This is a genomic window from Synechococcus sp. PROS-7-1, assembly GCF_014279795.1.
Classification (GTDB): domain Bacteria; phylum Cyanobacteriota; class Cyanobacteriia; order PCC-6307; family Cyanobiaceae; genus Synechococcus_C.
Map to the genome: position 1 here is coordinate 948,329 of NZ_CP047945.1, position 24,343 is coordinate 972,671.

At 59.3% G+C, this 24,343-nt stretch carries 40 protein-coding genes; 17 read left to right on the forward strand and 23 right to left on the reverse strand.

Features of this window, described 5'->3' with window-relative positions:
- Positions 1-30: 30 nt before the first annotated feature.
- A complete protein-coding gene (locus SynPROS71_RS05090; RefSeq protein WP_186597139.1) occupies positions 31-645 on the reverse strand; it encodes a DUF3598 family protein in 615 nt (204 codons plus the stop codon).
- On the opposite strand from SynPROS71_RS05090, the gene SynPROS71_RS05095 reads away from it, so the two are divergent.
- Positions 644-952, forward strand: coding sequence for a Nif11-like leader peptide family natural product precursor (locus SynPROS71_RS05095; protein ID WP_370586859.1), 309 nt, complete (start codon positions 644-646; stop codon positions 950-952). The genes SynPROS71_RS05090 and SynPROS71_RS05095 overlap by 2 nt on opposite strands.
- 7 nt (positions 953-959) lie before the next feature.
- Here the strand turns inward: SynPROS71_RS05095 and SynPROS71_RS05100 are convergent, their stop codons facing one another.
- Positions 960-1,268: a hypothetical protein gene (locus tag SynPROS71_RS05100; RefSeq protein ID WP_186597141.1), complete on the reverse strand. Its 309-nt coding sequence runs from the start codon at positions 1,266-1,268 to the stop codon at positions 960-962.
- Between the two features lie 123 nt (positions 1,269-1,391).
- Between SynPROS71_RS05100 and SynPROS71_RS05105 the strand changes: the two genes are divergently transcribed.
- From SynPROS71_RS05105 to SynPROS71_RS05120, 4 genes are read left to right on the forward strand one after another with little or no spacing between them, the layout of a single operon-like run.
- Positions 1,392-1,556: a hypothetical protein gene (locus SynPROS71_RS05105; RefSeq protein WP_370586860.1), complete on the forward strand. Its 165-nt coding sequence runs from the start codon at positions 1,392-1,394 to the stop codon at positions 1,554-1,556.
- Positions 1,553-1,804: a TIGR03643 family protein gene (locus SynPROS71_RS05110; RefSeq protein WP_186597145.1), complete on the forward strand. Its 252-nt coding sequence runs from the start codon at positions 1,553-1,555 to the stop codon at positions 1,802-1,804. Before SynPROS71_RS05105 ends, SynPROS71_RS05110 begins: the two co-directional genes overlap by 4 nt.
- A 30-nt stretch (positions 1,805-1,834) precedes the next feature.
- Positions 1,835-2,104, forward strand: a complete 270-nt coding sequence (locus SynPROS71_RS05115) for a hypothetical protein (RefSeq protein WP_186472984.1) — start codon at positions 1,835-1,837, stop codon at positions 2,102-2,104.
- Positions 2,105-2,149: 45 nt separating this feature from the next.
- Positions 2,150-2,599 (forward strand): hypothetical protein, encoded by a 450-nt coding sequence (locus SynPROS71_RS05120; RefSeq protein ID WP_186597147.1) that lies wholly within the window; start codon positions 2,150-2,152, stop codon positions 2,597-2,599.
- Here the strand turns inward: SynPROS71_RS05120 and SynPROS71_RS05125 are convergent.
- Positions 2,550-3,752, reverse strand: a complete 1,203-nt coding sequence (locus tag SynPROS71_RS05125) for a DUF4145 domain-containing protein (protein ID WP_186597149.1) — start codon at positions 3,750-3,752, stop codon at positions 2,550-2,552. The genes SynPROS71_RS05120 and SynPROS71_RS05125 overlap by 50 nt on opposite strands.
- A gap of 11 nt (positions 3,753-3,763) precedes the next feature.
- Between SynPROS71_RS05125 and SynPROS71_RS05130 the strand changes: the two genes are divergently transcribed.
- The 4 genes from SynPROS71_RS05130 (at position 3,764) to SynPROS71_RS05145 (ending at position 9,909) form a co-directional block, all read left to right on the forward strand.
- Complete coding sequence (locus SynPROS71_RS05130; RefSeq protein ID WP_186597151.1) at positions 3,764-4,009, forward strand: hypothetical protein; 246 nt, start codon at positions 3,764-3,766, stop codon at positions 4,007-4,009.
- Positions 4,010-4,051: 42 nt separating this feature from the next.
- The gene (locus SynPROS71_RS05135; protein ID WP_186597153.1) at positions 4,052-4,201 is read left to right on the forward strand and encodes a hypothetical protein; all 150 of its coding nucleotides are present in this window, start codon (positions 4,052-4,054) and stop codon (positions 4,199-4,201) included.
- A 7-nt stretch (positions 4,202-4,208) separates the two neighbouring features.
- Positions 4,209-4,547, forward strand: a complete 339-nt coding sequence (locus SynPROS71_RS05140) for a phenylpyruvate tautomerase MIF-related protein (RefSeq protein ID WP_186597155.1) — start codon at positions 4,209-4,211, stop codon at positions 4,545-4,547.
- Positions 4,548-4,662: 115 nt separating this feature from the next.
- Positions 4,663-9,909 carry a multicopper oxidase domain-containing protein gene (locus SynPROS71_RS05145; RefSeq protein ID WP_186597156.1) on the forward strand — a complete coding sequence of 1,749 codons (5,247 nt, stop codon included), beginning with the start codon at positions 4,663-4,665 and terminating at the stop codon, positions 9,907-9,909.
- 23 nt (positions 9,910-9,932) lie between these two features.
- Here SynPROS71_RS05145 and SynPROS71_RS05150 read toward each other — a convergent pair whose 3' ends face one another.
- Complete coding sequence (locus tag SynPROS71_RS05150; protein ID WP_186597158.1) at positions 9,933-10,097, reverse strand: hypothetical protein; 165 nt, start codon at positions 10,095-10,097, stop codon at positions 9,933-9,935.
- Between the two features lie 164 nt (positions 10,098-10,261).
- On the opposite strand from SynPROS71_RS05150, the gene dcd reads away from it, so the two are divergent.
- Positions 10,262-10,786: a dCTP deaminase gene (dcd, locus tag SynPROS71_RS05155; RefSeq protein WP_186597160.1), complete on the forward strand. Its 525-nt coding sequence runs from the start codon at positions 10,262-10,264 to the stop codon at positions 10,784-10,786.
- A gap of 12 nt (positions 10,787-10,798) precedes the next feature.
- Here the strand turns inward: dcd and SynPROS71_RS05160 are convergent, their stop codons facing one another.
- The 4 genes from SynPROS71_RS05160 to SynPROS71_RS05180 form a co-directional block, all read right to left on the reverse strand.
- Positions 10,799-11,620 (reverse strand): SDR family NAD(P)-dependent oxidoreductase, encoded by an 822-nt coding sequence (locus SynPROS71_RS05160; RefSeq protein WP_186597162.1) that lies wholly within the window; start codon positions 11,618-11,620, stop codon positions 10,799-10,801.
- A gap of 3 nt (positions 11,621-11,623) precedes the next feature.
- A complete protein-coding gene (gene sodC, locus SynPROS71_RS05165) occupies positions 11,624-12,148 on the reverse strand; it encodes a superoxide dismutase family protein (RefSeq protein WP_186597164.1) in 525 nt (174 codons plus the stop codon).
- Between the two features lie 39 nt (positions 12,149-12,187).
- On the reverse strand, positions 12,188-13,264 hold the full coding sequence (locus SynPROS71_RS05170; RefSeq protein ID WP_222929543.1) for a Zn peptidase: 1,077 nt from the start codon (positions 13,262-13,264) through the stop codon (positions 12,188-12,190).
- Positions 13,265-13,516: 252 nt separating this feature from the next.
- Positions 13,517-13,732: a hypothetical protein gene (locus tag SynPROS71_RS05180; protein WP_186597170.1), complete on the reverse strand. Its 216-nt coding sequence runs from the start codon at positions 13,730-13,732 to the stop codon at positions 13,517-13,519.
- 74 nt (positions 13,733-13,806) lie between these two features.
- Here SynPROS71_RS05180 and SynPROS71_RS05185 point away from each other — a divergent pair, with 74 nt between their 5' ends.
- Positions 13,807-14,658, forward strand: a complete 852-nt coding sequence (locus SynPROS71_RS05185; protein ID WP_186597172.1) for an MBL fold metallo-hydrolase — start codon at positions 13,807-13,809, stop codon at positions 14,656-14,658.
- A gap of 13 nt (positions 14,659-14,671) precedes the next feature.
- Positions 14,672-14,956: a DUF427 domain-containing protein gene (locus tag SynPROS71_RS05190; RefSeq protein ID WP_186597174.1), complete on the forward strand. Its 285-nt coding sequence runs from the start codon at positions 14,672-14,674 to the stop codon at positions 14,954-14,956.
- Positions 14,957-14,960: 4 nt separating this feature from the next.
- On the opposite strand, the gene SynPROS71_RS05195 is transcribed toward SynPROS71_RS05190, so the two are convergent.
- Positions 14,961-15,188, reverse strand: coding sequence for a hypothetical protein (locus SynPROS71_RS05195; protein ID WP_186597176.1), 228 nt, complete (start codon positions 15,186-15,188; stop codon positions 14,961-14,963).
- Positions 15,189-15,226: 38 nt separating this feature from the next.
- Here SynPROS71_RS05195 and SynPROS71_RS05200 point away from each other — a divergent pair, with 38 nt between their 5' ends.
- Together SynPROS71_RS05200 and SynPROS71_RS05205 are read left to right on the forward strand one after the other, a co-directional pair.
- Positions 15,227-15,469 carry a hypothetical protein gene (locus SynPROS71_RS05200; protein WP_186585088.1) on the forward strand — a complete coding sequence of 81 codons (243 nt, stop codon included), beginning with the start codon at positions 15,227-15,229 and terminating at the stop codon, positions 15,467-15,469.
- Between the two features lie 72 nt (positions 15,470-15,541).
- Positions 15,542-15,811 carry a DUF1651 domain-containing protein gene (locus tag SynPROS71_RS05205; RefSeq protein WP_186597178.1) on the forward strand — a complete coding sequence of 90 codons (270 nt, stop codon included), beginning with the start codon at positions 15,542-15,544 and terminating at the stop codon, positions 15,809-15,811.
- 198 nt (positions 15,812-16,009) lie between these two features.
- Here the strand turns inward: SynPROS71_RS05205 and SynPROS71_RS05210 are convergent, their stop codons facing one another.
- The 3 genes from SynPROS71_RS05210 to SynPROS71_RS05220 are packed head-to-tail and all read right to left on the reverse strand — an operon-like array spanning position 16,010 to position 17,050.
- Complete coding sequence (locus SynPROS71_RS05210) at positions 16,010-16,510, reverse strand: DUF924 family protein (RefSeq protein WP_186597180.1); 501 nt, start codon at positions 16,508-16,510, stop codon at positions 16,010-16,012.
- Entirely contained in the window at positions 16,497-16,814 is a 318-nt protein-coding gene (locus SynPROS71_RS05215) for a hypothetical protein (RefSeq protein WP_186597182.1), read from the reverse strand. The genes SynPROS71_RS05210 and SynPROS71_RS05215 overlap by 14 nt, the downstream gene beginning before the upstream one ends.
- Complete coding sequence (locus tag SynPROS71_RS05220) at positions 16,811-17,050, reverse strand: hypothetical protein (RefSeq protein WP_186597184.1); 240 nt, start codon at positions 17,048-17,050, stop codon at positions 16,811-16,813. The genes SynPROS71_RS05215 and SynPROS71_RS05220 overlap by 4 nt, the downstream gene beginning before the upstream one ends.
- Positions 17,051-17,108: 58 nt before the next feature.
- Between SynPROS71_RS05220 and SynPROS71_RS05225 the strand changes: the two genes are divergently transcribed.
- From SynPROS71_RS05225 to SynPROS71_RS05235, 3 genes are all read left to right on the forward strand, one after another.
- Positions 17,109-17,480, forward strand: a complete 372-nt coding sequence (locus SynPROS71_RS05225; RefSeq protein ID WP_186597186.1) for a hypothetical protein — start codon at positions 17,109-17,111, stop codon at positions 17,478-17,480.
- 164 nt (positions 17,481-17,644) lie between these two features.
- A complete protein-coding gene (locus tag SynPROS71_RS05230) occupies positions 17,645-17,839 on the forward strand; it encodes a hypothetical protein (RefSeq protein WP_255442412.1) in 195 nt (64 codons plus the stop codon).
- 43 nt (positions 17,840-17,882) lie between these two features.
- Positions 17,883-18,224, forward strand: coding sequence for a hypothetical protein (locus SynPROS71_RS05235; RefSeq protein WP_186597190.1), 342 nt, complete (start codon positions 17,883-17,885; stop codon positions 18,222-18,224).
- Between the two features lie 114 nt (positions 18,225-18,338).
- Here SynPROS71_RS05235 and SynPROS71_RS05240 read toward each other — a convergent pair whose 3' ends face one another.
- The 11 genes from SynPROS71_RS05240 to SynPROS71_RS05290 form a co-directional block, all read right to left on the reverse strand.
- On the reverse strand, positions 18,339-18,500 hold the full coding sequence (locus SynPROS71_RS05240) for a hypothetical protein (RefSeq protein WP_186597192.1): 162 nt from the start codon (positions 18,498-18,500) through the stop codon (positions 18,339-18,341).
- Between the two features lie 103 nt (positions 18,501-18,603).
- Positions 18,604-18,771, reverse strand: a complete 168-nt coding sequence (locus SynPROS71_RS05245) for a hypothetical protein (protein WP_186597194.1) — start codon at positions 18,769-18,771, stop codon at positions 18,604-18,606.
- A gap of 68 nt (positions 18,772-18,839) precedes the next feature.
- Positions 18,840-19,040: a hypothetical protein gene (locus SynPROS71_RS05250; RefSeq protein ID WP_186597196.1), complete on the reverse strand. Its 201-nt coding sequence runs from the start codon at positions 19,038-19,040 to the stop codon at positions 18,840-18,842.
- Between the two features lie 118 nt (positions 19,041-19,158).
- Positions 19,159-19,818: a Na(+)/H(+) antiporter subunit B gene (locus SynPROS71_RS05255; protein ID WP_186597198.1), complete on the reverse strand. Its 660-nt coding sequence runs from the start codon at positions 19,816-19,818 to the stop codon at positions 19,159-19,161.
- A complete protein-coding gene (locus SynPROS71_RS05260; RefSeq protein WP_186597200.1) occupies positions 19,815-20,372 on the reverse strand; it encodes a hydrogenase subunit MbhD domain-containing protein in 558 nt (185 codons plus the stop codon). Before SynPROS71_RS05260 ends, SynPROS71_RS05255 begins: the two co-directional genes overlap by 4 nt.
- Positions 20,362-20,685, reverse strand: a complete 324-nt coding sequence (locus SynPROS71_RS05265) for a monovalent cation/H(+) antiporter subunit G (RefSeq protein ID WP_186597202.1) — start codon at positions 20,683-20,685, stop codon at positions 20,362-20,364. The genes SynPROS71_RS05260 and SynPROS71_RS05265 overlap by 11 nt, the downstream gene beginning before the upstream one ends.
- A complete protein-coding gene (locus tag SynPROS71_RS05270) occupies positions 20,682-20,930 on the reverse strand; it encodes a hypothetical protein (protein WP_011932877.1) in 249 nt (82 codons plus the stop codon). Before SynPROS71_RS05270 ends, SynPROS71_RS05265 begins: the two co-directional genes overlap by 4 nt.
- Positions 20,927-21,376: a Na+/H+ antiporter subunit E gene (locus SynPROS71_RS05275; protein WP_186597203.1), complete on the reverse strand. Its 450-nt coding sequence runs from the start codon at positions 21,374-21,376 to the stop codon at positions 20,927-20,929. Before SynPROS71_RS05275 ends, SynPROS71_RS05270 begins: the two co-directional genes overlap by 4 nt.
- Entirely contained in the window at positions 21,373-22,887 is a 1,515-nt protein-coding gene (locus tag SynPROS71_RS05280; protein WP_186597205.1) for a proton-conducting transporter membrane subunit, read from the reverse strand. The genes SynPROS71_RS05275 and SynPROS71_RS05280 overlap by 4 nt, the downstream gene beginning before the upstream one ends.
- Positions 22,887-23,249, reverse strand: a complete 363-nt coding sequence (locus SynPROS71_RS05285; RefSeq protein WP_186597207.1) for a cation:proton antiporter subunit C — start codon at positions 23,247-23,249, stop codon at positions 22,887-22,889. Before SynPROS71_RS05285 ends, SynPROS71_RS05280 begins: the two co-directional genes overlap by 1 nt.
- Positions 23,250-24,266 carry a TerB family tellurite resistance protein gene (locus tag SynPROS71_RS05290; protein ID WP_186597209.1) on the reverse strand — a complete coding sequence of 339 codons (1,017 nt, stop codon included), beginning with the start codon at positions 24,264-24,266 and terminating at the stop codon, positions 23,250-23,252. It lies immediately after the preceding gene.
- Positions 24,267-24,343: the final 77 nt, after the last annotated feature.

The window sequence follows — 24,343 nt, forward strand, 5'->3', positions numbered from 1 at the left end:
CCCTTTGTTAAGGAGTGCAACGTACCGGCGTTATGGCCAGGCCTGGCTCAAGGGCAGTAAGCCTCCGTTGGCGCCGTAGCGACGCACCATCTGCCGCACTGTTCCGTCTGGAAGGGTCCAGCGCAGTCCGCAAGCTGTGGCGTCGCCCGCTTGGCGATCGCGCGGGTCCAGCAGCAGTTCAACGCCCTCTTCGGGTTCCCAGATCATCAGGTCTGCCTCGCTTTGCCTGCGGCATTGCAGTGGTTCCAAGGGCGCCTCAGGTTTCCTGGTGCCTTCGATTTCCACCACGTACACCACCTGCTCCAATCCACTCATTCCATGACGCGCCACGATCCTCTTGCGCTCTTGCTGGTGCACCACGCAGAGTTCCGCCACCCAGCTCCTGGGCGTGATGCTTGAGGGGCCAAGGGACCATCCGCCCTGGGAACTCACCTGCATGGCGGGTGGCAGGGTCTGAAAGGTCATCGACCGCTGCTGGCCGGTGTGTTCGTAGGAGAGGCAGGCTTGAATCAGTCCGTCGCACTCCTTCACCGAAAGCGACGTGGGGAAGCGTGCCTGCTCGTAGCCATCCCCATTGAGACGGATGAAGCATCCCGCCCATCGGCCGATGTTGTGCTGCAGCAACGCTGCCCGTTGGTCGTGCATGGCGGCTGGTGAGGAGCTGAGTGCCTTCAGGTTGGCGCGCCGTCAGGGACGATGGAGCCTTCTGCTCCTGCTCGGCGCGATGGACTCCTCCCCAGTGCAGGCGTTTCTGGCTCATCTCGGCCGTGACCCTCGGCTGCAGGCACAGGTGCAGGCCGCCGTCACAGCCGATGAGGTGGCCCTGCTGGCTCAGGAGCTCGGCTATGCAGTGTCCGGGACTGATCTGCTGCTGCTCTCTGGCCGCAATGTTGATGGCGTGCGGGTGACCCGCGTGGATCACCCGGGGGAATACCCAGGCCGGTATTACTGAAGCCGGCTCAGCTCACGTGCAGGGCCAGGAAGGCATCGTCGAGGGCGGTCATCTCAGTCTCGTCGTCCTGAAACCAGCAGCCATATAGAAGGTTGAGGATGCGACCCACCTCCATGTCGCGGTCGGCAACCTCCTGCCACAGGCGCTGGCTGAGCACACCATCGGCCAGAACGAACTGTGCCTGCACAAGCGCGCGCGTGATGGCGAAATAGCTCTGACGGTCGTTGCGCAGGCGGCACTCAGCGGTTGGCTGGGCAGTCGTCAGCAGAGTCTCCTGCTTCCTAACGTCAGCCGTCTTGGTCGAGGACTGGTTCATGCTGTGCACCGTTGACCTTGTTTTCAGTCTTGTGTCCTGTGTCGAAAGGCACAATCAGCGTTCCTACCCATGCCTGCTAGCGAGCTCACTCACGAATTGAACGGCAAGCCCATCAGGATTTCCGTGCCCAGCGATCGCCTTGTCGTGGATCGGGTGGCCAGGCATATGCAGCGTCGCCTTGCCGAGAATGACTGGCGTCCCTATGGCTCGCAAGCCGACGCTCTTCAGGCCTGGGCGCGCCTTGGCGGCATCCGCGTGGATGTGCTCCGGGCCTTGGATTTGCTGTGAGTCGTCCCGTTGAACGTTTTGATTCCGCCGATCTCGACCGGATCATTGAAATGGCCTGGGAAGACCGCACCACCTTTGAGGCCATCCAGCATCAGTTCGGTCTCGGCGAACCGGAGGTGATCGCCATCATGCGCAGCGCGCTGAAACCCTCCTCCTTCCGGATGTGGCGCAAACGCGTGAGCGGACGTCGCACAAAGCATGGGATGACCAGTCGGTCGTCTCGCTTCCGAGCCAGCGGCCACCGTTAGTGGCAGGCTGAAGGGGATGCTCCCCTCGCGATGAAGCAGCTGCCTGGCCGGGGCCGGCCGAAGTGGATCCAACAACTGGCTGCATTGGGTGCCGCCGTTGTCGGCACGATCTGGCTGGTCACCCTGCTTCCCGTTCTGCTGTTCGTGGGGCTGATTGCGGGGTTGCTGCTGATCCCCGTTCTCAGACAGCTGAGGCTCGAGGTGGAGCAGCTGGAGCGGCGTCAGCGTGGTGAGCCTCCTCTCCCTAGAGATGTCACGCCCTGGCACCGCAGGATCTGGAATCAATGGCGCGGCCGCTGAACCGCGTTCAGCATGAAGGCAGAGCCCGTTCTGTCTTGATCGTCCATGGAGTTCACCCTTGAGCAGCTCTCCCCCGACAACGTCACGTCGCTGTTCGATGGAGCCTTCTACAAGGCCGAGACCAACCGGGTTCGCAACCAGGATGATCAAACAGATGTGGCCGTGACCACCACGGTCTGGTCGGATGGACGTCCTGTGCAGGTGTATGCCAGCCCAACCGATCAGGTGTTCGTCTTCCGTTACAGCGCCAATTACGGAGAGGCGACGGAGGCCCAAGTGCTCAGGGCTTGCAATCTGATCGATGAATTCCCCGTCCACGCCCGTGCGGAGAAGGACGAGGGTGGTGCCTGGGTGATCACCTTTATCTATAAGCACATCGTGCCGGAGGGGGTGGGCCTTGGTGCTCGGGAAATCGTCGGTGTGTTCCGGGTGTTCGAGAAACTGCTCACGGCCCATATGCAGAACTTTCACGCTCTGGTGATGCAGGCGGAGTGATCCAGGGGTAGTCCGCCAGGATCCGCCGCAGTGAACAGAGCATGGCCAGAACGTCGTGTTGCTCCACCCGACGGCTCCGGCCCGTGTCCTGCGGATGTCCCATCCAATTCCCGAAGGTGCGCACTTGGTGCATGCAGCTCAGCAGCCAGGGGTCCAGCCCCAGGCTGCGCAACTGCTGAATACCGCTGTTGAGGCCTCGCTGCTGGTGGTCTCCGCACTGATGCAGGCAGTGCGCCACCAGACGCTCCAGCAGCCGGCGGGAATGCAGCCCCAGGGAGATCGGTGAGACCTGGTCGCTTTGGAGAAGCTGGATCAGTTCCGTGAGGTCCGCGCCAACCCGCAGTCGTTTGAGGCTGTCGTCCTCCAGAACACAGCGGCACAGATGACGCAGGCTCTCCAGGGCTGCCAGATCCTGGGGTAGTTCCACCAAGGTGTGATGGGGATCCTTGCGCTGAATCCTGCGGTCGATGGTGGCGCCGAGCGGGCGCAGCACCTGATCATCCCGATCGAACAGGATCAGCCGGTGCAGTTCAGGCAGATGCCGGAAGGCCTGTTTGCAGATCTCCAGCAGATGGGGGTAATCAGCGGCAGCGTCAGGGCCGTTGGGATGGAGACCAAACAGTGGAGCGGCCACGGTGCGGCAGTGGATCCCCTGCATCGGCAGGATGGCCAGCAGGGAGAACAGACGGTTGAACGCTGTCCAGGGTTGATCCCGCTCCTGTTCATGGCCCAGACCTCCCGCCACCACCGCCACCCGCTGAAAGTGGCTGTTCACCGGGCGGCCCCCCTGTCCTGCAGGGACCGGGTGCAGGGTCAGTTCAGCGCTGACCCAGCTGTTCACCAGGCTTCCGCTGAGATCCACGGCACGTTGTGTGCTCTGAAGCCTGAGCCCGTAGTCCCGTTGCAGTCGGGTGAGGAAGGCATCCGGTGCGGCGCCATTCGTCAGGCCTTCAGACGACACCGCCAGGAGATCGGCCTCGATTCCCAGACCGGCAAAGGCACCGGCGCGAAGCTCCAGGTTGCGCGTGCCGCTACTGGTCTCGAGATCGAAGGCATTGAGCAGCATCGCTGCGTTCCCCACATCTCGCTTCAGGATGGCGACCAAGGCGGATCGACGCCCGCAGTCCGCTACTGGCAAAGTTATGCAGCGCATGCGTACGTGCCATGGATGCCACCGATCCCCTCGACCAAGCCAAGGCCATTGCTGATGCGATCGAACGGATCGCCAATCAGCTCACCCCAGCGGTGATTCGCGCTGCGCGCAACGATGGCGAGGGACGAAACGATCTCGATCGGATCGAATATGCCTTGGGCACCATCGGCAAGGCGTTGATCCTCACCGACTACACGATCGATGAGGAGAAAGACATGGACAAGCTTCAGGCCTTCCGGGACTCCCAACAGACCTGAGGGGCGCAGCGGGTGTAGACCGGAAACAGACGAGGAGGAACGATGAACAATCTCTTCAAACGCCCGCAGGCTCTCAACACCAAGCCCGTCTTCCGCCCACCCCTCGATCATCGCGGCGAGGATCTGGAGTATTGGACCCGTCGTTGCGCTGCTGATCCAACGGCGCCCGGGTGCAAGTTGTACGACGTCTGAATCGACCATGCCCCTGATCAACGTGCGCACGTCTTTGACGTCTGTCGACGATGGCGATGGATTGCTGCAGCAGCTGTCGTCGTTGCTGGCAGAGCAAACCGGCAAGCCTGAGGCTTATGTGATGGCGCTGCTGGAGACCGGTGTGCCCATGACCTTCGCCGGCAGCCCGGAACCCTGCGCCTATGTGGAGGTGAAGTCCATCGGTGCCCTCCGTCCCCCAGCCATGACCGCGGCCTTTTGCGATCTGATCAGTGCGCGAACGGGGATTGCTGCAAACCGCATCTACATCGGTTTTGAGGATGTTCCGGCGAGCTGCTGGGGCTGGAACGGCTCCACATTCGGTTGATCAACCATCACGGGGTTTTTATTTTCTCAAGACTGCTTGAGCGAATCCAACGTTTAGCGGCTTTTGTTTTGCGCTGTGTTCACAGTTGGGATCTGTTCTCTCTGTGGCAGGCGTCATGGCTGGAGTTGATCAAGCCGGTTGGGTGAATCGCAGTCTGGGCAGGGGGCAGAATTCCAAGCAATTCACGATCGCAGCCGATTCCCAGATCACTCTGTTGCGTCTTGATACGCAAGGGCGGCGGCTTGACTTCGGTGTTGAGAATGCATCCGAGCAAACGTGGCTTACGGGTTTTCAAGCAGCGAATGCCGCCTCGCTTGATCTTGAAAAAATTCTGGCCGGCACCTGGCCGCGTACCGAGGGTGTTGCACTCGGTGGACGCAAGGCAACGCCGATCAGTGCTGATACCTGGCTGCCGATTGCCAAAGATGCTTCCGGTCAACGTCTCAAACTGGAAGAGCTGACCCTGACGGGTAATAGCGCTACAGCGCGTTTCGCTGGTGGTGTTGAAGCGGTGTATTACGTCGGTGGTTCCGGTCTGCTTGAGAATGCGATTCCGGAAGGTTCTCGCGTCACAGTGAGGGCCACTGTTCGCAGGCTTGGTGATTTTAATAATGGCATTGCTCTCTATGAAGCTGATGCGCTGACAGGCGCTGTGGATGGCTTGCTACCAGGGGACTCGGGTTATCTCCAGGCCGCTTTGCAGAAAGCCAGAGAGGCCGGTCAGGTTTTTTCAGCGTTTCAACAGCCAGAATTCGGTGAGTCAGGATTCATTGATTTATCGATCTCGCCCGAGAAGAATTATGGATTCCTGCTGATCGTTGATGGTGATGAATCCAAGCTGTTCAGCTCCTACGAAGATGCAAACCCAAAAGGGAGTGTACAGGTTTCAAGTTTCACCACAGAGGATGGTGCGCTGGCCTTTGGTTTTGAAGATCAATTAACCTCAGGCCGCTCAGACCAGGATTTCAATGACGTGATCCTGACGCTTCCAATCGTTACGAGTGAAGATGTTCTGTCTGAGGTTAACTATCGAATTGGCTCACTCTTCCCCACCTTGCAGGATGGGAGTCCTAATCTGATTCTCTCCTCTGGTCTTGAGCTGAGGACCATTGATGGTGAACGTCGTGTGGTTTCCTCGCTGCAGTCAGGAACACTCGATACGCCGATGCGTATTAGCTCCGATCCAGTACGCATCCCTGGAATCGATCGTTTTTTACGCGACTGGTTTATTCCTCAGCTGACGAATACTACCAGCTCGAAATCACTGTTTAATGCTTATAAGAAAGGCGTGCTCAGTAAGTGGACAACTCACGCGCGCAATCGATCCATGGAGGATTTACTAAAAATTGGCTATGTAGGACCCGGTAAAGATCAAAGTGCCACTAACGACGATTATTGGAACGCAGTTGGAGTTGTTGGTAGTGACCTCTATAAAGCTGCTAGTGATTTAAGTAATTACAAGCCTGCAGAGCTTTGGGATGCTTACGACGGGAGCACAACTGTCTTTTCTCGGTTTGATACCGATGCCCTCCTGCAGAGACTTGAAGCTTTAACTGATCCAGAGGCAAATCCCAATCCTGATCTCTGGTACCCCTCGATGCTTTACACCTTCGGGGTTCCGGGTGAAGGAACGAGTTACCCCGCTCCGGTGTTGATGATGCAACCCGGAGATGGGATGAACCTCAATTTCACTAACGATATCAAGGTTGATGGCCTTAACGAAGAGCAAAATCAAGCGGCTTCATTGGTTAGCAACAGCACATATGGCAATGCAGCTGGCGATGGTCTGGGTGCTCTGAATGCTGTGAATTATCACTTGCATGGCTCGCACACGAATCCCGGTGGATTTGGCGATAATGTCGTCGCTCGCTACACCACGGGCCAGCAGTGGACAACGGAGATCGATCTCCCTGCTGATCATGGTCAAGGTTCTTATTGGTATCACCCTCACTACCATCCTTCCGTGAATCAGATGGTTTACGGCGGGATGTCGGGGCCATTTCAAGTGGGTGATCCGCTCAGTAAAATTCCTTTGTTTAAGGACATTCCCCGCAATTGGGCTGTTCTTAAGACCATGGATGTGGGGATTGACGCTGAAACAGGCAAGCTTCGCTTGGATGGTTTTGACAATCTCGGCGGTGTCGTCAATCGGATGACGATGGTCACGGTGAATGGCGAATTTCAGCCCACGGCCGAGGCGGGAGAGGGTGGTTGGCAGGCGATTACGCTCTCAAATCAAACGAATCAAGCGTTTCATAACATCTCGCTGATTCATACGGATTCAGATGGCAACCGCACAACATTGCCTCTCTATCTTTATGGAGAAGATGGCCATCAGTATCCACAAATCCGCGCTGCAACTGATGGGATTTTTGGTGCATCTGGTGCTTCTAATCAGTTGCCCACGGGATATACGCAAGCGGTGGATCTGCTCAGTTTGCCTCCGGCCAAGCGTGTGGACGTGCTGGTGTATCTACCGGAGGGAAAAACCGAGATGGCCTCGACCTACTCATTCGAGCAGGATGGTGTTGATTACACGATCAACAATGCCGGCGCTTACCCCGATTTAACTGAGAGCAACACTGGCTTTGGTTCGAACACCGGAGCCGGTCCTCTCGCCTTGTTCAACGTTGAGGGCGGGCAGGCTTTGCCCACCACTGCGGAGTTGGATGCGGTCATTGCTCAGGCCAATGCCGGGATTGATGTTCAACAGATTCTCCCAACCACCTCCCAGGCTGACTATGACCCCCTTCAGGTTCCTTCCGTCGATCTGTTCGCCCAGGATGCTGACGGCTCCGATCTTTGGGATCCAATTCGTCAGCGTCAGTTCAACTGGACCAAAGGCACGTTAGTTGGGCCTGCCAGTGAGTACGACGCCGCCACTGTGGAGCTGCTTAAGCACTACAGCATGATGAATGATGGTGCTACTTACGAGCCTTACACCAGTCTTCCTGTTGGTAAGCCAGGGGTTGACAATTGGTTGGGTTATAACAATCCTTTCTTGATCAACGATCATGTTTTCCCCTATGGGAACATGACCATTGCCCAGCTGGGAACGATTGAGGAGTGGGTGAATCGTAATTGGAGTATTAATAGTCCTTCGAAATACATTGGTCATCCTTTCCATATTCACATTAATGATTATCAGGTAAAGGATAGTGATACGGAGCTTCAGAATAAGCGCAATCTTGAAGATACGACATCACTCAACTCCTCTGGGTATGAGTTCTATGATCCGGCAGCAAAAGAGGTTGTTTCTTTAGAGCCACAGCGTGGTGAGTTTCACTCCATCCCTGAAGCTAAAGATCCAGAGAAGATTGCTTCTTTGGCAACCTGGGGGGCTAACGATCAGACCATTCGCATGCTGTTCCAGGATTATTTAGGAACGTATGTTTTCCACTGCCACATCCTTCCCCATGAGGATGCCGGCATGATGCAGATTGTGACGGTGGTTGAAAATACCGATTCCAGTTGGTTGGTCGAAGCACAAGGCTTTTCGCAGAACGAATCCGGTGTTCGTCTCTACCAGGCCCAGACCTTTGACTCGGTGCAACTGCTAGCGCTTCCAGATTCCGGTCAGACCTGGAAGCGTGCTCAAGCAGGAGACCTTGGTGCTGATTTTGTTCAGGACATTGCCCTCGCTGCAGGGGGAGGTGGAGAGGCCGGCATCATCGAACTGTTTGATGGCGCTGCGCTTCTTCGTGGAGAGACTCTCAGGACCTCCAGATTGACTCCCTATGCCGATTCCAGTTTGGCGCCCTGGGTCTTCATCGAAGATTTCAGTGGGGATGGTCAGAGAGATCTGGTTACCGCCGGTTTCGATCAGGTGCAGTCGGATGTGGTGAACCTTAAGGATCTTGAAATCAAGGCGTTCTTGTCAGGTGAGGCGCCCGGTAGCTGGGACGAGCAGTTCAACTTCGACCCCTTTGATGACATCTCCTTGATGGCCCCCCACAGTGTGATGCCCCGAATGGGGCTCAGCGCTGACCAGGTGAGTGTGGCGATGGCTGATATGAATCTCGATAACTTCCAAGATGTCGCGATCGCTTATGCGGTTGAAGGAGGCGTGCGACTCGTCGTGATTGATGGAGCTGCACTGTCACTCACGTTCCAGACTGGAGAGATTGAAGGAGGCTTCTTCGCTGACAGCAACGTGCTTGCCGATGCGGTGTTTTTGGATTCTGGCCTCAGTGATCTTTCTCAGTTGGTGTTGACCTCTGGATTCAACAGCTATGCCCAGTCGGCACTGGAGAACCTGGTGCTCACGACACAGTCTTCTGCAGGCTCACAGCAGTTCACTCTGCAACTCCAGGCCGGTCATTTCATCGCCACCAATCTTCCCGATTCTTCAGAATCTGGTGGTCATGGCGGTCATGGCGGTCATGGCGGTCATGGCGGTCATGGCGGTCATGGTGGTCATGGTGGTGCTGGCTTATCTCCTGATGAACGCATCACAAACCTGCGGAATAATTCATTGCCTCTGTTCCTTGTGGACGAGTTGCAGCTTGCGAACGGAACTGAGGCCGTCACTCCCACCATCAGTGCAGGCCTTGGTCATGGCGGCACTCTCTTGGACGGTCATGCCGTTATCGCCCAAGGCAATGAAGTGAACGGAAATGCCTCCAATTCAGACATCCTGATCAACACAACCCAGCAGCTGGTGATACCGCTGGATGGGTTGAATCTGATCAATGCCGATGATCTCACCGGAATCGTTGATACCACCAGCAGCAGCACGTTCACGGCTGAACAGGTGCAGCAGCGTTATCAACTCACGTCGATGACCTATCTGGCGTACACCGGAAAGCTGCTTTGGCCTTCGGCTCTTGCTTCTCAAGCTGCATCGATTTTGGGAACAGGGGAGCAGGCGTCCGCGTTGGTCACGAATCTCTTGTCCTCGCCGGCTTATGCCGGTGAGATTGAGGCGTTGTATGGAGGCCCCCTTGCTGATCAGAGTGTTAACGACATTGTTGAAATTGCCTACTCCACGCTGTACAAACGCTCGGCGACAGCCTCTGAACTTCAGGGTTGGCAAGCTCAAGTGAGTGGTGGGCTGGACCAAACCTTGCTTCCGCAGGCCATTCTTCAGTCCACGCAAGAGTCGGATCGTTTTCGCGTCGCCCTTCTCAGTGACATCACTCAGTGGACCGCGTTGCAATGGGGTACCAACGCAGAAGTGAGTGGTTCCTACGGTCAAGGCCTGGTTGGAGAAGAGGAGGTGTCCAATCGATTGGATGGTCTGGCCTCCTCCCTCGGGAGCTACGCCTCATTTGAAGAGGCACAGCAAGGGTTTGACCTCTTCACATCCGAGGCCTTGCAAGAGTTGATTGGAACCCCTGTCTCGAAGAGCGGTTTCTTCTGATCGCTCAACGACACTCCATCGTTTCAACGCTGCCCGAGTAGGTCATCCCAACTGATCAGCTGGGATGACCGATCCGGCAACCGATCCGTTGACTGGTGGCCGCAAGGGCGATGGGTGGTCGAGGACTTCTCTGCACCGATCGTTGCGGCAGAGGCCAACGCCTCCCTTCGGGGGGACAAGGTCTTCATGGTGGTTTCTCCGTTGAGGTATCTGGATCGCGCTGAATGGTCTGTTTTCAGGCTCTCTCGGCGTGTAGGCGACGATCGGTCGACCCACTTCACATCAACAATGATGGCACAAGGAATGGTTTCTTGATTCTTCGGCCATACTCTGACCCCCGTAAAGAAGGCCCATGGCAGTTCTGGGACGTCAGGCCATTCTTCAGGCGATTGACTCCGGGGTGATCACGATCACACCCTTCAACCCTGAGCTTGTGGGGCCAGCCTCAGTGGATCTCACCCTGGCCGGCAGCTTCCGGGTGTTCCGCAAAGTGCACGAGGTGATTGCGGTGTGCGAGCACACCGACTACCGAGAGTTCACCGACAAGGTGGAGGTGCCCGAAGGAGAGCACATCCTGATCATGCCCGGCGAAACAATTCTGGGGATCACCCGGGAGCGCCTCAAGCTTGGACCGGGACTGTGCGGTTGGTTGGAGGGACGCAGCCGATTTGCGCGTTTGGGTCTGATGGTGCACATCAGTGCTCCGTTCATGGGGCCAGGGATCAACAGTCAGCAGGTGCTGGAGATGAGCAACTTTGGTCCGGCCCCTCTGGCCGTGGTTCCTGGCACCGCCATCTGTCAATTCATCTTTCAGGAGCTGGATGGCGAGGAGCACTACGAAGGCCGTTTTGCCGGCCAGACCCAGCAGAGCTTCTGATCGCGGGTTGATTCAGTCGCCGATCATCTGACGGCGCACCATGGCGTCCCAGAGGCGCGTAGGGATGAAACGCTGAATCAACGCTGATTCCGACGAGCTGCCGCAGCGGTAGCGCGGGCTTGGGTCAGCCTCCGTGAGTGCTCGCTCGATGCAGGCGGCCACCACCTCAGGGTCGGACCCTTGTCGGAAGCCTTCGGCCCACGCCCTCGCGACGTTGCGCATCATCGATCCCCACACCGGATCATCGCCACCGGCCTCGAGTGAAGGCTTGCTCACGGCTTCAAATCCTGTGCGGATCAATCCTGGTTCGATCACCACCACCTTCACGCCGAAGCTCTGAAGTTCCATGCGCAGGGCGTCGCTGATGGCTTCAACAGCGAACTTGCTGGCGCCATACCAGCCGGCCCCCGGCGTCACGAACTGTCCTGCGATGGAGGAGATATTCACGATCCTGCCCCGACCGCGGTTGCGCATCACCGGAAGCAGCGACTGGGTCAGGCCCATGAGCCCGAACACGTTCACTTCAAACATCGCCCTTGCCGCATCAAGCGGCATGGTTTCCATCGGGCCGATCACTCCATATCCAGCGTTGTTCACCAGGCCATCCAGGCCTCCGCCGTGGTCTGCAACCGCATCACTGAGTGCTTGTCGTGATCCCGGATCCGTGATGTCGAGCGCATGCACGAAGGCTCCGCGGCTGCCCAGGTCCTCCATGGCATCGACCCTTCTCGCGGCTGCATGCACAGTCCAGCCCTTCTGCAACAGGCGCAGGGCCGTGATCCGGCCGATGCCGCTAGAGGCACCGGTGATCAGAACGCTTTTAGTGATTGTCATTCGTCAGCCCACACCGCAGGCGATGCGCGCTCCACCACCCCCAAGCGGTGGCACATCGCTGTAGGTGTCACCACCGGCGTGCACCACCAGGGCTCGTCCGCGCAGATCGGAGGTGCTCAGGCGCGGGGCGACCACGGTTGTTGTGGTGTTGCCATCGGCATCCACCACAAGCCTGCTGAGGTCACCGCGGTGACCATTCCCGAACGGCCCGAGATGGGTGTTGGTTTCGTCGGGGTCCCAATGTCCTTTGGCGGCGAGGCCCGCCACCATCACGCCCTCGGCATTCATCGCTGCCTCGCAGGAGTCGCCGGCGTGCAGGTGGAACCCGTGCTCACCCTCGCTCAACCCCTGGAGTGATGGCGTGATCACCAGTCCCTGGTCGCTGTCATGGGCCTTCACGCTGCCGATGGGTTCTCCCACCCCCTCAGCGCTGATGGCGTGGAGCGTCACCTCCAGCGAACCGGCCGAGGCCTGACTTGGCATGCACAACAACAGGATCAACGTGATCAGGGGGACCAGGCGCACCATGGAGAACATCCAGATGTGTTCATTGTCATTCAAGCGGCGCTACCGCGGTGTTGGCACCGGTACCGCTTTGAAGTCAGCGACCAGGGCAGGGCAGGTTCTGTTGGCAATCCGTTGCGCTTGTCCCTTGCGGTCGTTCCGGAGCGGCTGCCTGCGAATGCCATCGCCTTCGATGTCGAAGCTGCGATTCACGCAATCGAGGCTGAGTTTGCGCAGGCGGTACCAACCATCGGGCTTGGCTTTGCCAACTTGCTGAAGCGAGTTCACACAGCGGTCTGCTGAGCCCAGGGCACAGCTGGCCGCTCCAAACAAACCAGTGAGGATGTTGCCAGCGATCTGCCCGCCCCGCTCGATTTCAAAGCGATACACGCGCGCTTGAATCCGTTTTGACGGTGACTCTGGGTTCAGTGGCAGCACCTTCGAAAAGGTTTCGGCTGTGTCCATCACCCACCCCTTCTGGCGTTCGGAAGAAACACCCTCGGCTTCCACACCGGCAATGAACGCTGTGTAGCGAGCTTTTGGGTTGTTGTGGGGTGATTGCAGGTGAAAATCGCCAATACTGAAAAACAGATTGGCTGCATCGGTGAAGTCCTTCACCGATAGCGCTCCGTTGTCCATCAGCCAGGCCAAATAACGACCGGCTCTCCAGTCAGCAGCATCTTCTTCGCGATTGCTGAAGGCCCCGCGGGAGGAGCTGTGATTCACATGGTGCCCCCATTCATGGGCAAGGATCGTGAGTGCGATGAGGCGTTGACGCACATTGCGGCTCAGCGTCTGCCGTTTGCCGATGCTTTGTGGCTCAAGAATGATCTCCGCCGATTCGGGGCAGTAAGCGTTGCGGGCTCTGGCTCGGCCGCAAGCTGAAAAGCGAGAGCCTCGAGGAAGCAAAGTCACGCGCTGCATCTCCGGAGCCGCGTCGTTCGCCAGATGCCTCCAGTAAAGATCGAGCAACTCATGGTGGGTCTGGACGTAGGCCGCCTGCGTTTGCCCTTCGGTGATGTCCATGCGGAAATCACGCACGAAAGCGAGCCGTTCCTGAATTGCTGAGGAGTCGACCGTGATCGGAGCAGGCGGGCTTGTGGCAGCAGCCAGCACCAGAGCAGCAGAAAAAATTGTCATGGTTTGGCAACGGCGTAACGATCTTCGCGTTCGGTCTTGATGGTCATGGAGCGATCAGCCACGCTGGAGATGACCCATCAGGTCGCACCATGAAACCCTGGCTGCTCAAGGTTGCCTTCCGCATCGGCATGCCGCTTGCGCTTTGGCCGCTGAAGCTTCTGGATACTCCGCGCTCGCATGTTCAGCGTTGAGACCTCGAATTCGCCAAGGGGGCGATGCTGAGATAGGGGTTTTGATCAAGATTGATCAGGTTCAGTCTTTTGCCCAACGCTGGTTGCAACGGCTGCTGCATTTCATTTCTCCATCCGGGTAGTCATAGCCGGCCTTTCGTGCATTTTTTTCGACTTCGCCAGGGTTGGAACCGCTGAAGGTGCGGGTGGTTTTGGCACCCGCAGGAACAACCAAAGCAAACGTCAAAACAACTGATGCAGCTCCTGCAGCGAGCGTGGCTGGGAAAGAACCTTTCATCTCCAATCGAGCAATGCAAGCCGGAGCAAGAATAGTGCGGTTGAACCGTTGAAAGCTCTGCGATAAGCACCTTCGTGTTCCGCATCAACCATCGCTGCATCAACTGCGGCACCTGCTGGCAATTTGATTCGGATCACTTCGCTCCCGAGGGTGAGCGTGCGTGCGTTCATGCCCAGCCTGTTGGCCAGGAGGCCACAGAGCAGGCGCTGCTGGCGTTGCAGGCCTGCCCTGTGGCTGCGATCGAAACCGACCGCAGCTTGCGCCAGACCACTCCGGTTGATGGCTTTCCTGCTCTGATCAAAGAGCATTCCGAGGGAACGATCTACTACTGCGGCTGGGCGTCGCGGCGCAGTTTCGGAGCCTGCAGTTGGTTGATCACCCGGCCCTCAGGCAACGTGATGGTGGATGTTCCGCGATGGAGTGCGCCTCTGGCCCGACGGATCCAGGCCCTTGGTGGTTTGCGCTTCATCGTGTTGCCCCACCGCGACGATGTCGCAGACCATGAGCGCTGGGCCCGGACGTTTGCTTGTGACCGCTGGATTCATGCGGCTGATGCTGACGCGGCCCCGCAGGCAGAACAGCTGATCACAGGCGGTGATGCGGTTGCGATTGCCGAAGGCCTTCAGCTCATCCCCACGCCAGGGCACACCGAGGGATCGCTCTGCGCATTGCTGGGGGATGCACGCTCCGTGTTGTTCAGCGGCGATCACCTCTGGTGGAATCCCGAGCATGCGGTGGTGGTGGCTTCAGAGCGCTACTGCTGGTGGGATTTTGCAACCCAGCTTGCGTCTGTGGAGCGGCTGCTGGATCTTGATGTGGCTTTGCTGCTGCCCGGTCATGGCCGGCGCCATGCCTTTGCGCCGGGAGCCTGGCGTACCGCCCTTGAGCAGACCTTGCGCTGGAATCGGCGCCATCATGAAAGCTGATCAGGACCAATCGATGCAGGCTGTTTTCAACGGCACGGTGATTGCCGAGAGCGAGGACATCGTGATGGTGGATGGCAATCCCTATTTTCCTCGCGCGTCGATGCACGCCGACTACTTTCGCGACTCCAGTCACACCACAGTGTGCGGTTGGAAAGGCACCGCCCGCTACTGGGATGTGGTGGTTGGTGATCAGGTGATCAGCAATGCGGTTTGGAGTTATGAATCGCCGAAGCCTGAAGCGGAACAGATTCGCGAGCGTTTCGCTTTTTATCGCGGCAAGGGTGTGGAGCTGAGCTGAGGATTCAGCGTTTTCGCTGCCGGCGGCTTGCCTTGCGCGTGCCGCCGTACTGATATCCAGGTTGGCGTTCAATCCGGTACCAGCACTGCGGGCAGATCAAGGTCCAGTCTTTGATCAGATTGCTGCGCACGCGGAAGTGCACCGGGCCAGGGCTTTGACACAAGGCGCAGGGAATCATCTGCTCCTTGTGTTGGCTCTGGCTCACCGCAGGCGTGTCATCGGGTTGAGGCATGCACGGCATGGCTACCTTCCAGAAGCATGCATCGACCCATGAGCAAGGCCACAAAACTGCTTCTGGCGCTGGACCGAGAACTGCTGGCGATCGATGACTTCGGCCACGACCCTCTCAGCGAAATCGACGCTCTGATCACTCGCCTTGAACCTGAAATTCAGCAGGTGGAGCTGAGGGGCCGCGCCAAACACCAGGCGGAGATTTACGTGGCCAGGGATCGCGCCTCCGTCAAGGTTGAGGTTCTCAATCGGGTGATGGAGCGATGCCATCAGAGCCGTTGATGGCTGATCCGTCCTGTGCGTGATTGCTGAAGAGCGCGTTCAAGTCCCAGGGAATCCCGACAGGATTCACCCATGTGGATGTCCAAACCCGATCAACGCCAGAAACCTCGGATCTCCGGCGCTCAGGGCTGGTTGATGAACCGGCAGGAAGGCCTTGTTGTGCGCTTTCAACAAGCCATGCCCACGTCCCATGCAGAGTGGGTTTGGGTGGAAACGGGGCGGTTGATTGCTCCTGGCCAGGCCACGCCTGAACATCGCAGACGCTTGTTGCGCGTCAACGCCATCAAAGCGTTCGAAACGATGCGCCTGACGGGTTGGGAGCGCACCATCGCCCATTGGTAATCAGGCCAACAGCAGACGTCCCATCCGTCCGCAACTTAAATGAGAATCATTCCCACTGATTCTTCATGGTTTGTTTGTTCGAACACTGTTCTTTTGGATACACATCGATCGGATCATTGGTTAAAAAGTGAATGTGGAAGTGAAACACCTTCCAATGCGTCGAGCGGGTGAGCTGAGGGGCTTGCCCATTTTTTTGGCTCATTGATCGCGCCAGGGATACCGTCCCTCCTCAAGCAGAACTTTGAGATTGCGCTGGGCGATGGCTGCCGTGGCAGGGTCTGCCCAGCGTTCGAGAAGGGGGATCGCACTCTCAACGGTGGCGATGTCCTCGCTGTGCAGAAGTGGCATCAACCAGAACTGCCGCCTGGCGCGTTCCGGTTCGTTCTGAATCCAGCTCTGCCGCAGTGCTTCGCGGCTGAGGTTCACGGCGCGTGCATCCCCAGCAAAGGCTTGGGCCTGTCCGCGCCAAACATGACGGCTGAACTGATCCAGCAGCAGAACCAGCGCGAGTGCGGAACAAGCCTCTTGCTCCCAGGCGATGAGATCGCCGGTTTGCGCCGACAGGCAAAGAGCACCGAAGCGTTCCCCGATGCGTTGATCGAAGCTTGGATCGCGCCTGAACCACTGCCAAGGGCGACAGTCTTCAAACCAGAATCGGAGAATCGCGTCGGAGTCTCTGGCCGGTTCAGTCAGAACCACGAACCCGTTTCACGGCCAGGCCTGCTTCGCTCGCTGTGACCGCCGACAGCAGCACAAGTCCGAGAAGCCCAATCAACTGGTTCTGGGGATCGGCGTCTGGCTCAGCGTTCAAGCCCAGGGCAGCACCGGCAACAAACCAGGCGGTGGCGAGTGCCGAGGTCATCCAGTAGGCCTTCCAGCGGCGTTGGTAGAGGTACCCCGCTCCCAAGCCCGGAACCACGTTGAGAACGACGGCCACCCATCCGGCAGAGGCCGCAAGGATCTGCTCCGGGCTTGGACCTGCCTTTGTTTCCGGTGTTGTCATGCTTTGCTCCGGCTGGCGGCATAGGCCACAGCGCCTCCGGCCACGAGGGTGAGAACGCCGGTACTCAGAAGGAACCCGGTCAGCATGATCAAGCCAAGAAAGGAACCCAGCAGCGACATCTTCACGCGCAGAAGCTTGGACTTGATCAGAAGCACCAGCAGCAGCGTCACTGTGGCCTTGAGGCCTGCCATCTTCGCGGCGCTGATCGGGCAAAAAGGAAAGAAGGGGGGGAGCATCGACGGGAGGTGCGCAAAGGGTGCGACGCTTTCACTCTGACGTGTTCTCTCTTCTGCTGTGGCTCGAAGTCTGCGATGGCTTGCCTTGTGCTTCCTGCTTCTGCTCTGCATCGCCGTTCCCTTGAAACCTGTCTCGGCGGCCTGGATCTGTGATGGCGATCGGCTCACGGCGGAAGACCTCAGCCTTGGCCGGGAAGCGATTGGCGTGACTGCGGCTCCCCTGCCGAACAGCGCGGCAGGCACTGTGCCGGGTGATGGTGTGTTGCTTCACTGGCGCGGCGTGACGCTTCAGCTTCCTCGCACCAACAATGCGGGCACGCCGAGTTACACCGACGGGCGTTGGTGGTGGCAGGTGGAGGATCCCCTGCATCCCGATTTCCGCGAGCGGCGCGGCACCGTGATCAGCTACGCCTGCGAGGCCGTGGAGTGAGCTCAAGCTCCGGGGGCCAGGCCCTGAAGCAAGACGTATTCGTACACCGTTACAGCGAGAACAAGGAGTCCAATTCCACTGAGAAGCAGTCGTCCGTCCATGGTGGTATCGGGTCAGCCGCAGTGGACTCAAGATCACTCCATGATGGTGTTTTGAAGAGTCACGTGCACGATCCACGCTGGATTCTTGTTGCCTGGGGGGTCGTGGCTCTGGCAGCGGCCCTGCGGTTCTGGCGAATGACGCAGCCCTTCCGGGCCGGTTTGACGACGCAGAATCGTTTGGCGTCGACCGATCTCGATCAAGCACGTGCGTCGTTGGAGCATTCCTGGCGTGAGAGCGAACGACGCGGCACCAGCTGAGGATTGCTTTCAACGCCGTTACATTGAAAGGATGAATCCGTCGATGTCACGACAGCAGATCGAAGAGGAGCTTGAGCAAGCCCGGGAGATGGGGCGATGGCTCAGCGATGAGGAGCGTGAACAACTGGCAGCGCAGAAGCAGGGTGAGCGGCTTGCCCTCGAGCGCGATCAGCGCTTGCGCATGCGCCTCATGGTGTTGACGGGTGTGTTCTTGCTGATCCCACCGTTGTGGCCTGTGGCCGCCGGCCTTGCGGTGTATCTGCTGTTCCCGCAGTCGTTTCGTCGGCTGATGCTTCTCGCCGGAGGCAGTCTTCTTGTGCTCGTCGCCTTGGGCGTCGGCACTGTGGGTGTGGTCTTGGCACTGCTCTGGGCCGTTCTGAGCTGAGGTCGACTGAAGCGTCAGGATCTGTAGAGATTGTGTCGTCTGCGACAGACACGAGTGATTTGCGACACGATCAAGCCGTCCGCGCGTGTGGTGACGCAGACCGCGGACGAAGGCTCACCGCTCGGATGCATCCGGGGGAGGAGCCTTCATGGCCGGCGCATCGGGGTCAAAGTCGACCGTTTCAGAATCCTGGTTTTGGATCATGTCCTCGTCGTCCAACGTGGCCGCAGCAGGGTTGGCGACAGTGATGAGCGCGAGACAGGCCGTGATGATCAAAGCTGCAGGATGACCCAGGCGAGTGAGCAGCCCACGATCAGAGACAGAACGCCCAGGAGGGCTCGCCAGAACCTGGGATCGTTGGGTTGAAACACCAAGCACGTCAGGCGCAGCTGTGGATCAGTTTGATTGAGCCGTTGTCCACCTGACGGAGGAGATCCGTGCGTAGGCGTCGATCCTGATCATCCAGTTCCTGGAGCATCAGGACCGTGCGGTAGCTGTCGACGGTGATGCGGCTGTGCAACTTGGCCTTCAAGTACAGCTCAACCATGGTTGAAACTTTGCGGCGTCAACGCTAGTCATGGCCGAGTCGGCAATGTGACGGACCGAGCAGGCTCTTCAGCCCTGTCCCCCGCGTAGAAACGGGGATGGTCCTTGGCGCATGATCCAGCTGGTGGCTGCTTTCTGGGTCTGCCAGGCCTGCATGAGTTGCTTGGCAAGTTGCCGGAGTTGATCGGGATCCTGGGTGGTGTCGAGGGCGCGGTTGAACTGTTCGATCTGAAACTGTTGTTCCGTGCTGAGCTGAATACTGCCGTTCATCGAGATCTCCAGTAACGGATGAAGGCAAGGTACGGGCTTAAATCAAACGATTTGTTGCAGATCACACGCTTGTGCCTGCGTGTCAGCACATGCGCACTCCCGATCTGCTAGGCGGCGCTTAAAGCAGGCCGCGGTGTTGCACGAAGCGCTGGATCATCGCCCAGGAGCCCAGGGTCACCTTGAGGGCCACCAGCAGATTCAGTAGCGGAATCCAGCCTCCGCTCAGCAGACTTCCGAACTCACCGGCCCCTGGCGACAGCCCTTCGAGGGCCAGGAAGGACAAAACCACGAATCCCATCACTGCCGCTTTTTCCCAAAGATCCGCATTCCAGCGTTCGTGGAGCCGGCGACTGCGTTCACTTCCGCCGCTGATCAGCACCAGGCCAATGGCGGTGCCGCCGGCAACTCCTGCCGCGAATCCCCCGCCCGGGCTCAGGTGGCCTCGCAGTGCCAGCTCCACCGCCACCAGAGCTGCCAGCGTTGCCACTTGTTCGCACACCACCCGCGAGGGAATGTCGCTCAGGCTTCGGATCCGTGTCCGCAGGGGTTCGTCACGCAGCAGCATGCGCACACCGATGGAGGCCAAGGTGAACACCACCACTTCGCCGACGGTGTCGAACAAGCGGATGTGCAGAATCACCCCCGACACGAGATTGGGTACCTCTCCTTCAGCGGCCAGCCCGCTGATCAGTCCACCCATGCCACCCACCTGAGGCAACGGTCCTGTGAGCGGTGCTGCGAAAAGCGCGATCGCAGCGAGCACATAGAGCCAGATCATGGTGTTGGCTCCTCTGCTGGGATCAGCACCCCGCCGTTCTTGCGCCAATGCTCGTAGCCCGGGCTGCTCTGGAGACGTTGCTTCAGGGATGGCTGAACGATTGTGAGGCGACCTTGATCCTCCAGCCATCCATGGGGTGCTGAACCCTGCCGCACCAGCCGGAGCCGCAGATGCAGGGGCTGGATCCAGTGGCTCAGAACCTCGGCTTCAGCGTCGATCGATCCCTCAATGGCTCCCTCCGTGGCACCCCCCATTGCGCTGCTGCGTCGATCCTCAAGGCGCAGGGTCATCGACGAGCGCAGGGCGATCACATAAAGGGTGGTGGACAGCAGGGTTCCCACCATTGCTTCGGTGAGGGCCACATCTGGAGCACCCAGGAGCACATAGAGCAGTGTGGCCACTGAACCGAAGACGCCGCGCAGCATCAGGGCCTGGTAGGGGTTGTCCTGGCAGACCATCAGCACCGATACCAGCGGAAGCAACGCGGTGATCGGCAGCAGCAGCCCGAGGGAGCCTTGAAGACTCAACAGTGAGAGATCGAAATCAGGAAGCATCACCCAGCTCCCGCGCCTTGGCATTGAGTAGTCGGCTCTGGTGAACCCCCCGGGCGACCACGTAACCGAAGATCGTGTTCCAGAGCATCAAACCCAGCATGGCCAGGCCATAGAGCGGCCACCAGTCGGGACGTCGAATCAGAAGCCCCACCAGCATCAGCAGCGATCCCAGAGAGTCGGAAACCGTGAGCTTGTGCAGCCGGTCGAGCAGGGGACGCACCTCCAGCAGAGGCCAGCTGCCCCAGAACCAGAGGAACAGTCCCGCCATCAGAAACAGAAGGCTCACGGCCTCCTTCAGAAGCACAACACTCATGGCTCTCTCTCCTCCAGCAGCCTGGCCAGCAACAGCATTCCGGCGTCACCGGCGCTGAGCATCAGTGCCCCCACCAGGGCAATCATCCGATCTCCGCGCATCACGGCCACCACCAGGGCCAGCATCGCCACTTTGGTGCCAATGCTTCCAAACGCCGCCAGGCGATCCCACACACTGCCGTTGCGGCAGAGAAGAGCGATCGGAATCAACAGGGCGATCACCATGCCCCAGAGCAACAAGGTCATTGCGGTGTCCTCTCGCCATCCGGCGCCTGCCCCCGGCGTGGTGCAGGGCGCAAGCGATGGATCCTGTAGCGATGGTGCGATCCCTCCACCGCATCCTCAACGCGCACGAGGTCGAGCACCAAGGTGAAGGGTGTGAGCGTGATCGCCAGCAGTTCCAGAAACACGACAAGCGGTGTGGCGGTGCCGCTGGCACGGTGCTCTGTTTCGTCACAGCGTTCGCATCCACCGGCAAGGATCAACGCCATCGCTTCGCCATAGGCCTGGGGAATGGCGACCAGGCTCTGCCCGACCGCCTTGAGCAGCGGCGCGATCCGTTCGCCGTGGTGGTGCGCTCTTGGTAAAAGGATCGCCACCAGCAAACCGAACAGGAGGTTGGTTCTGCCTGTTTCGCCTGTGAGCAACACCCACAGCAGCAAACGGAATCCCAGGCTCAGAATCACGGTCATCCCCACCCCTCCATGACATGCAGGCTGAGCAGCATTCCCGCTCCAACCACAGCCAGGCTGCCGATCAGATCCTGGAGTGATTCCAGATCAGGCCAGCGGCGTTCCAGCGCAGGTCGCCACCGCTGCAGACCCCGATCCAGCAGCAGACCGAGAGCGAACACCAGTCCGGTCACGGCCAGCTTCTGACCGTCGTGGGTGGGGGCAACGGCGAGGCCGATCAGAGCCGATGTACCGATCAACACCACCACAAGCAGACTGATGCTGCCCCCTGCAGGTGCCTGCACTGTGCCTTCACTGCTGGCGCTTCCGCCGGGGGCACACCACGGAGCACCCCAGAGCCTGGCGTAGATCGCCACACTGCCGATCGAAACCAGAAGCACGGCGGCGGCCCAGAACGGCGGCAACGCAGTCTCCAGCTCCGATTTGGCGGTGGAGCCAATCAACCAGGGGAAGCCTGCGATGGAGAGAGATCCGAGCCAGAGGGGAACCTGCAACCTGGCCGTGAGGGGACGCTGACGCCAGGTGTTGAGGTCGGTGGAGTCCACGCCTCCACTCATCAGAAACAGCAGGGCTTTCCCGAGGCCGTGCGCGAAGGCCATCAGTCCTCCGGCCACCGGTGAGAGGGCCACAAGCCCCATCTGGGACAGCGTGCTCCAGGCCAGAAGTCGACGCAGGTCGGTTTCGGTGAGCGCCCGTAAGAGGCCGAGCACGGCGCTGGCGATGCCGATCCAGCGAATGAGTGGTGCCAGCCCTGGGTCGATCTGCATCAGTCGCAGCAGAGGCAGAACTCCGGCAGTGACCACCACCCCTGAGTGCAGTGCGGCGACCTCCGGCCTGGCTGCCGCATGACTGCGAGGAAGCCAGAGCCCGGGCAGGAACAATCCCCCCTTGCTGAAGAGTCCCAGAAGAATCAGCACCTGGGCACTGCCCAGTTCTAGGTCTGCCATGGCCTCCATGCTGAAGCTGCCTGTGCGCACATACACCAACCCGGTACCGATCAGGTACAGGGTCATGGCCGTGCTTGCGACCAGCAGATACCGGAGCGCGATCCAGTTCGAACGCGGCGCCTCCCGACGCAGTTGCAGCAGGAAGGCCGCGATGCCCACCACTTCCAGAGCGACATAAAGACTGATCAGGTCTGTCACCACGAAGCAGGTGTTCAGTCCGCCGAGCATGACGGCAGGCACCAGGGGGCCAGCGGCTCCCACAAGGTTGCGGCTGGCCAAACGGGTGGCGCCCAGCACCACGCCATTGAGCAGCAGAAACCAGGCAGCCGTGGCATCGATGCTCAAGCTGATGCCGTTGCTGCCGATCAGGTTGAGGCTGATGCTTTCGCCCAGCAACAGAGACGGCAACGCCATCAGCACCGTGGCCAGACAGCAGAGCAGCAGAGGCAATTCTCCCAGCGCCGGCACCAAAGCACCGAAAAAGGCCAGCAGATAAGGCGCCAGCAGCCAGCCCACCACCACAGCCGGCGTGAGCAGGGACACCAGGATCGTTTCAGGGGTCATCAACACGGGTCGTCCCTGTCGAACGTGCGCACATCCAGGAGGGGATCACGCATGGAGAGGCGGCTGATCACCACCAGCAGCAGGGCTTGGGTGGAGAGTCCGATCACGATCGCCGTGAGGATCACAGCCTGGGGAATCGGATCTGCGACAGCGGCCAAGGCCTGATCGGTCTCGCCGTTGGAGAGAATCGGGCTGCGCAGACCGGTGCGGGCCGCCACCAGCACAAAGAGCGCCACCACCGATCCGCCCATGACATCCATGGCCAGCACCTTCAGGTAGAGGTTGCGGCGGAGCAGCAGCCCGAGAAATCCACTCAGCAGGCTGAGCAGAATCAGCAGTTCCAGGAGTCGGATGGTGGCCATTCAATGGCTGACCGACGGGGACTCTGGGTATTCGGCGCTTCGACCTCTTGCAGGAATTGCAAATCGATCCCTCACCACCTCGAGCGGGTCGCTGAAGTGATCCCAGGGATCAATGTCGCGAATCAGGTCGGTGTTCACATGACTTCCATGCTCGAGGCCTGCGAAGACCCTGTCGGGATCCAGTTGTCTCCACTCCCCCGGGATGAACGGAGAGACGCCGATGCCCAGTTCAAACTCGGCCATCACAAACATGATCACATCGAAGGGATCCAGGCGCTCGAAACCGGCCTGGAAGCCAATCACCCCACCTTCCTCGGCGGCCGTTGTGCCATAGCCTCCGAGCACGTGGCAGCAGTCATGGCGAAACACCGGTGGTGGTGGTCCTCCCAAGGCTCCGGGAAAGGCGAAGTCATTGCGCTCGATGAAGTCGGCATAGGCCTTGCCGAAGCTGCCAGATGGATAACTGCGCAAGCTTTGGAAGCGCTCGATCATGGCGCGGTCCTCATGACCGCTGATCACCTTGAGGGTTGACGCAAACGCCGGAAGCCCACCATCACGCACCGTGGCTTCAATGGCCTGCCGCAAAAAACCACGTCGGGCGATGTCGAAGCGAACAATCGTCTGGCGATCCAGCATCACGTTCCTGTAGGTGCTCACCGGTCGGGCATCGACCCCGAACGCCTCGGCAGCAGCATCCAGCAGGGAGAGGGTCTGGGGGTCAGGGTTGCCGTCGAACATGGCGACGAGCGTCATCCCCCGCAGAATCCGTTCTTTCCATTCGGGATCGGGATCACAGGCACTAACGGCCTGCGCCATGGCCGCGGGCGTGAGGCTCGGGCGTTGTTGCAAATCACAGTCCACCTGCAGAAGGTGGTCGCGAATGGCGGAGATCCCGGCAAGGGCGCGTTCCGATGGTTCGCCCCGCAAGCGGGCCACGGTCATCAAGCAGGACAATCCGCTCTCCGCCAGACAACGCCGAAGCTCGGAGCTGAGGGGCCTTCCGGGATGAATGACCATGGCGATCACCGGCGCTTATCAGCCAGTGATAGCCATGGGGTGGGAAACAGCGTCAGATCGCGATGAACCTGTCCCGT

Excerpts from the sequence above, each read along its gene's own strand:
- SynPROS71_RS05200 (WP_186585088.1), top strand. The coding sequence starts at position 15,227 with ATGAGCAAGGCCACAAAACTGCTTCTGGCGCTGGACCGAGAACTGCTG.
- SynPROS71_RS05130 (WP_186597151.1), top strand. The coding sequence starts at position 3,764 with ATGGATGCCACCGATCCCCTCGACCAAGCCAAGGCCATTGCTGATGCG.
- SynPROS71_RS05150 (WP_186597158.1), bottom strand. The coding sequence starts at position 10,097 with ATGAAGACCTTGTCCCCCCGAAGGGAGGCGTTGGCCTCTGCCGCAACG.
- SynPROS71_RS05260 (WP_186597200.1), bottom strand. The coding sequence starts at position 20,372 with ATGCTTCCTGATTTCGATCTCTCACTGTTGAGTCTTCAAGGCTCCCTC.
- SynPROS71_RS05120 (WP_186597147.1), top strand. The coding sequence starts at position 2,150 with ATGGAGTTCACCCTTGAGCAGCTCTCCCCCGACAACGTCACGTCGCTG.
- SynPROS71_RS05250 (WP_186597196.1), bottom strand. The coding sequence starts at position 19,040 with ATGAACGGCAGTATTCAGCTCAGCACGGAACAACAGTTTCAGATCGAA.
- SynPROS71_RS05180 (WP_186597170.1), bottom strand. The coding sequence starts at position 13,732 with ATGAAAGGTTCTTTCCCAGCCACGCTCGCTGCAGGAGCTGCATCAGTT.
- SynPROS71_RS05290 (WP_186597209.1), bottom strand. The coding sequence starts at position 24,266 with ATGGTCATTCATCCCGGAAGGCCCCTCAGCTCCGAGCTTCGGCGTTGT.
- SynPROS71_RS05220 (WP_186597184.1), bottom strand. The coding sequence starts at position 17,050 with ATGCTCCCCCCCTTCTTTCCTTTTTGCCCGATCAGCGCCGCGAAGATG.
- SynPROS71_RS05205 (WP_186597178.1), top strand. The coding sequence starts at position 15,542 with ATGTGGATGTCCAAACCCGATCAACGCCAGAAACCTCGGATCTCCGGC.
- SynPROS71_RS05265 (WP_186597202.1), bottom strand. The coding sequence starts at position 20,685 with ATGAGTGTTGTGCTTCTGAAGGAGGCCGTGAGCCTTCTGTTTCTGATG.
- SynPROS71_RS05190 (WP_186597174.1), top strand. The coding sequence starts at position 14,672 with ATGCAGGCTGTTTTCAACGGCACGGTGATTGCCGAGAGCGAGGACATC.
- SynPROS71_RS05090 (WP_186597139.1), bottom strand. The coding sequence starts at position 645 with ATGCACGACCAACGGGCAGCGTTGCTGCAGCACAACATCGGCCGATGG.
- SynPROS71_RS05255 (WP_186597198.1), bottom strand. The coding sequence starts at position 19,818 with ATGATCTGGCTCTATGTGCTCGCTGCGATCGCGCTTTTCGCAGCACCG.
- SynPROS71_RS05140 (WP_186597155.1), top strand. The coding sequence starts at position 4,209 with ATGCCCCTGATCAACGTGCGCACGTCTTTGACGTCTGTCGACGATGGC.
- SynPROS71_RS05275 (WP_186597203.1), bottom strand. The coding sequence starts at position 21,376 with ATGACCGTGATTCTGAGCCTGGGATTCCGTTTGCTGCTGTGGGTGTTG.
- dcd (WP_186597160.1), top strand. The coding sequence starts at position 10,262 with ATGGCAGTTCTGGGACGTCAGGCCATTCTTCAGGCGATTGACTCCGGG.
- SynPROS71_RS05145 (WP_186597156.1), top strand. The coding sequence starts at position 4,663 with ATGGCTGGAGTTGATCAAGCCGGTTGGGTGAATCGCAGTCTGGGCAGG.
- SynPROS71_RS05095 (WP_370586859.1), top strand. The coding sequence starts at position 644 with ATGGCGGCTGGTGAGGAGCTGAGTGCCTTCAGGTTGGCGCGCCGTCAG.
- SynPROS71_RS05280 (WP_186597205.1), bottom strand. The coding sequence starts at position 22,887 with ATGACCCCTGAAACGATCCTGGTGTCCCTGCTCACGCCGGCTGTGGTG.
- SynPROS71_RS05195 (WP_186597176.1), bottom strand. The coding sequence starts at position 15,188 with ATGCCTCAACCCGATGACACGCCTGCGGTGAGCCAGAGCCAACACAAG.
- SynPROS71_RS05215 (WP_186597182.1), bottom strand. The coding sequence starts at position 16,814 with ATGACAACACCGGAAACAAAGGCAGGTCCAAGCCCGGAGCAGATCCTT.
- SynPROS71_RS05135 (WP_186597153.1), top strand. The coding sequence starts at position 4,052 with ATGAACAATCTCTTCAAACGCCCGCAGGCTCTCAACACCAAGCCCGTC.
- SynPROS71_RS05170 (WP_222929543.1), bottom strand. The coding sequence starts at position 13,264 with ATGACAATTTTTTCTGCTGCTCTGGTGCTGGCTGCTGCCACAAGCCCG.
- SynPROS71_RS05160 (WP_186597162.1), bottom strand. The coding sequence starts at position 11,620 with ATGACAATCACTAAAAGCGTTCTGATCACCGGTGCCTCTAGCGGCATC.
- SynPROS71_RS05115 (WP_186472984.1), top strand. The coding sequence starts at position 1,835 with ATGAAGCAGCTGCCTGGCCGGGGCCGGCCGAAGTGGATCCAACAACTG.
- SynPROS71_RS05100 (WP_186597141.1), bottom strand. The coding sequence starts at position 1,268 with ATGAACCAGTCCTCGACCAAGACGGCTGACGTTAGGAAGCAGGAGACT.
- sodC (WP_186597164.1), bottom strand. The coding sequence starts at position 12,148 with ATGGTGCGCCTGGTCCCCCTGATCACGTTGATCCTGTTGTTGTGCATG.
- SynPROS71_RS05235 (WP_186597190.1), top strand. The coding sequence starts at position 17,883 with ATGTCACGACAGCAGATCGAAGAGGAGCTTGAGCAAGCCCGGGAGATG.
- SynPROS71_RS05125 (WP_186597149.1), bottom strand. The coding sequence starts at position 3,752 with ATGCGCTGCATAACTTTGCCAGTAGCGGACTGCGGGCGTCGATCCGCC.
- SynPROS71_RS05270 (WP_011932877.1), bottom strand. The coding sequence starts at position 20,930 with ATGACCTTGTTGCTCTGGGGCATGGTGATCGCCCTGTTGATTCCGATC.
- SynPROS71_RS05285 (WP_186597207.1), bottom strand. The coding sequence starts at position 23,249 with ATGGCCACCATCCGACTCCTGGAACTGCTGATTCTGCTCAGCCTGCTG.
- SynPROS71_RS05245 (WP_186597194.1), bottom strand. The coding sequence starts at position 18,771 with ATGGTTGAGCTGTACTTGAAGGCCAAGTTGCACAGCCGCATCACCGTC.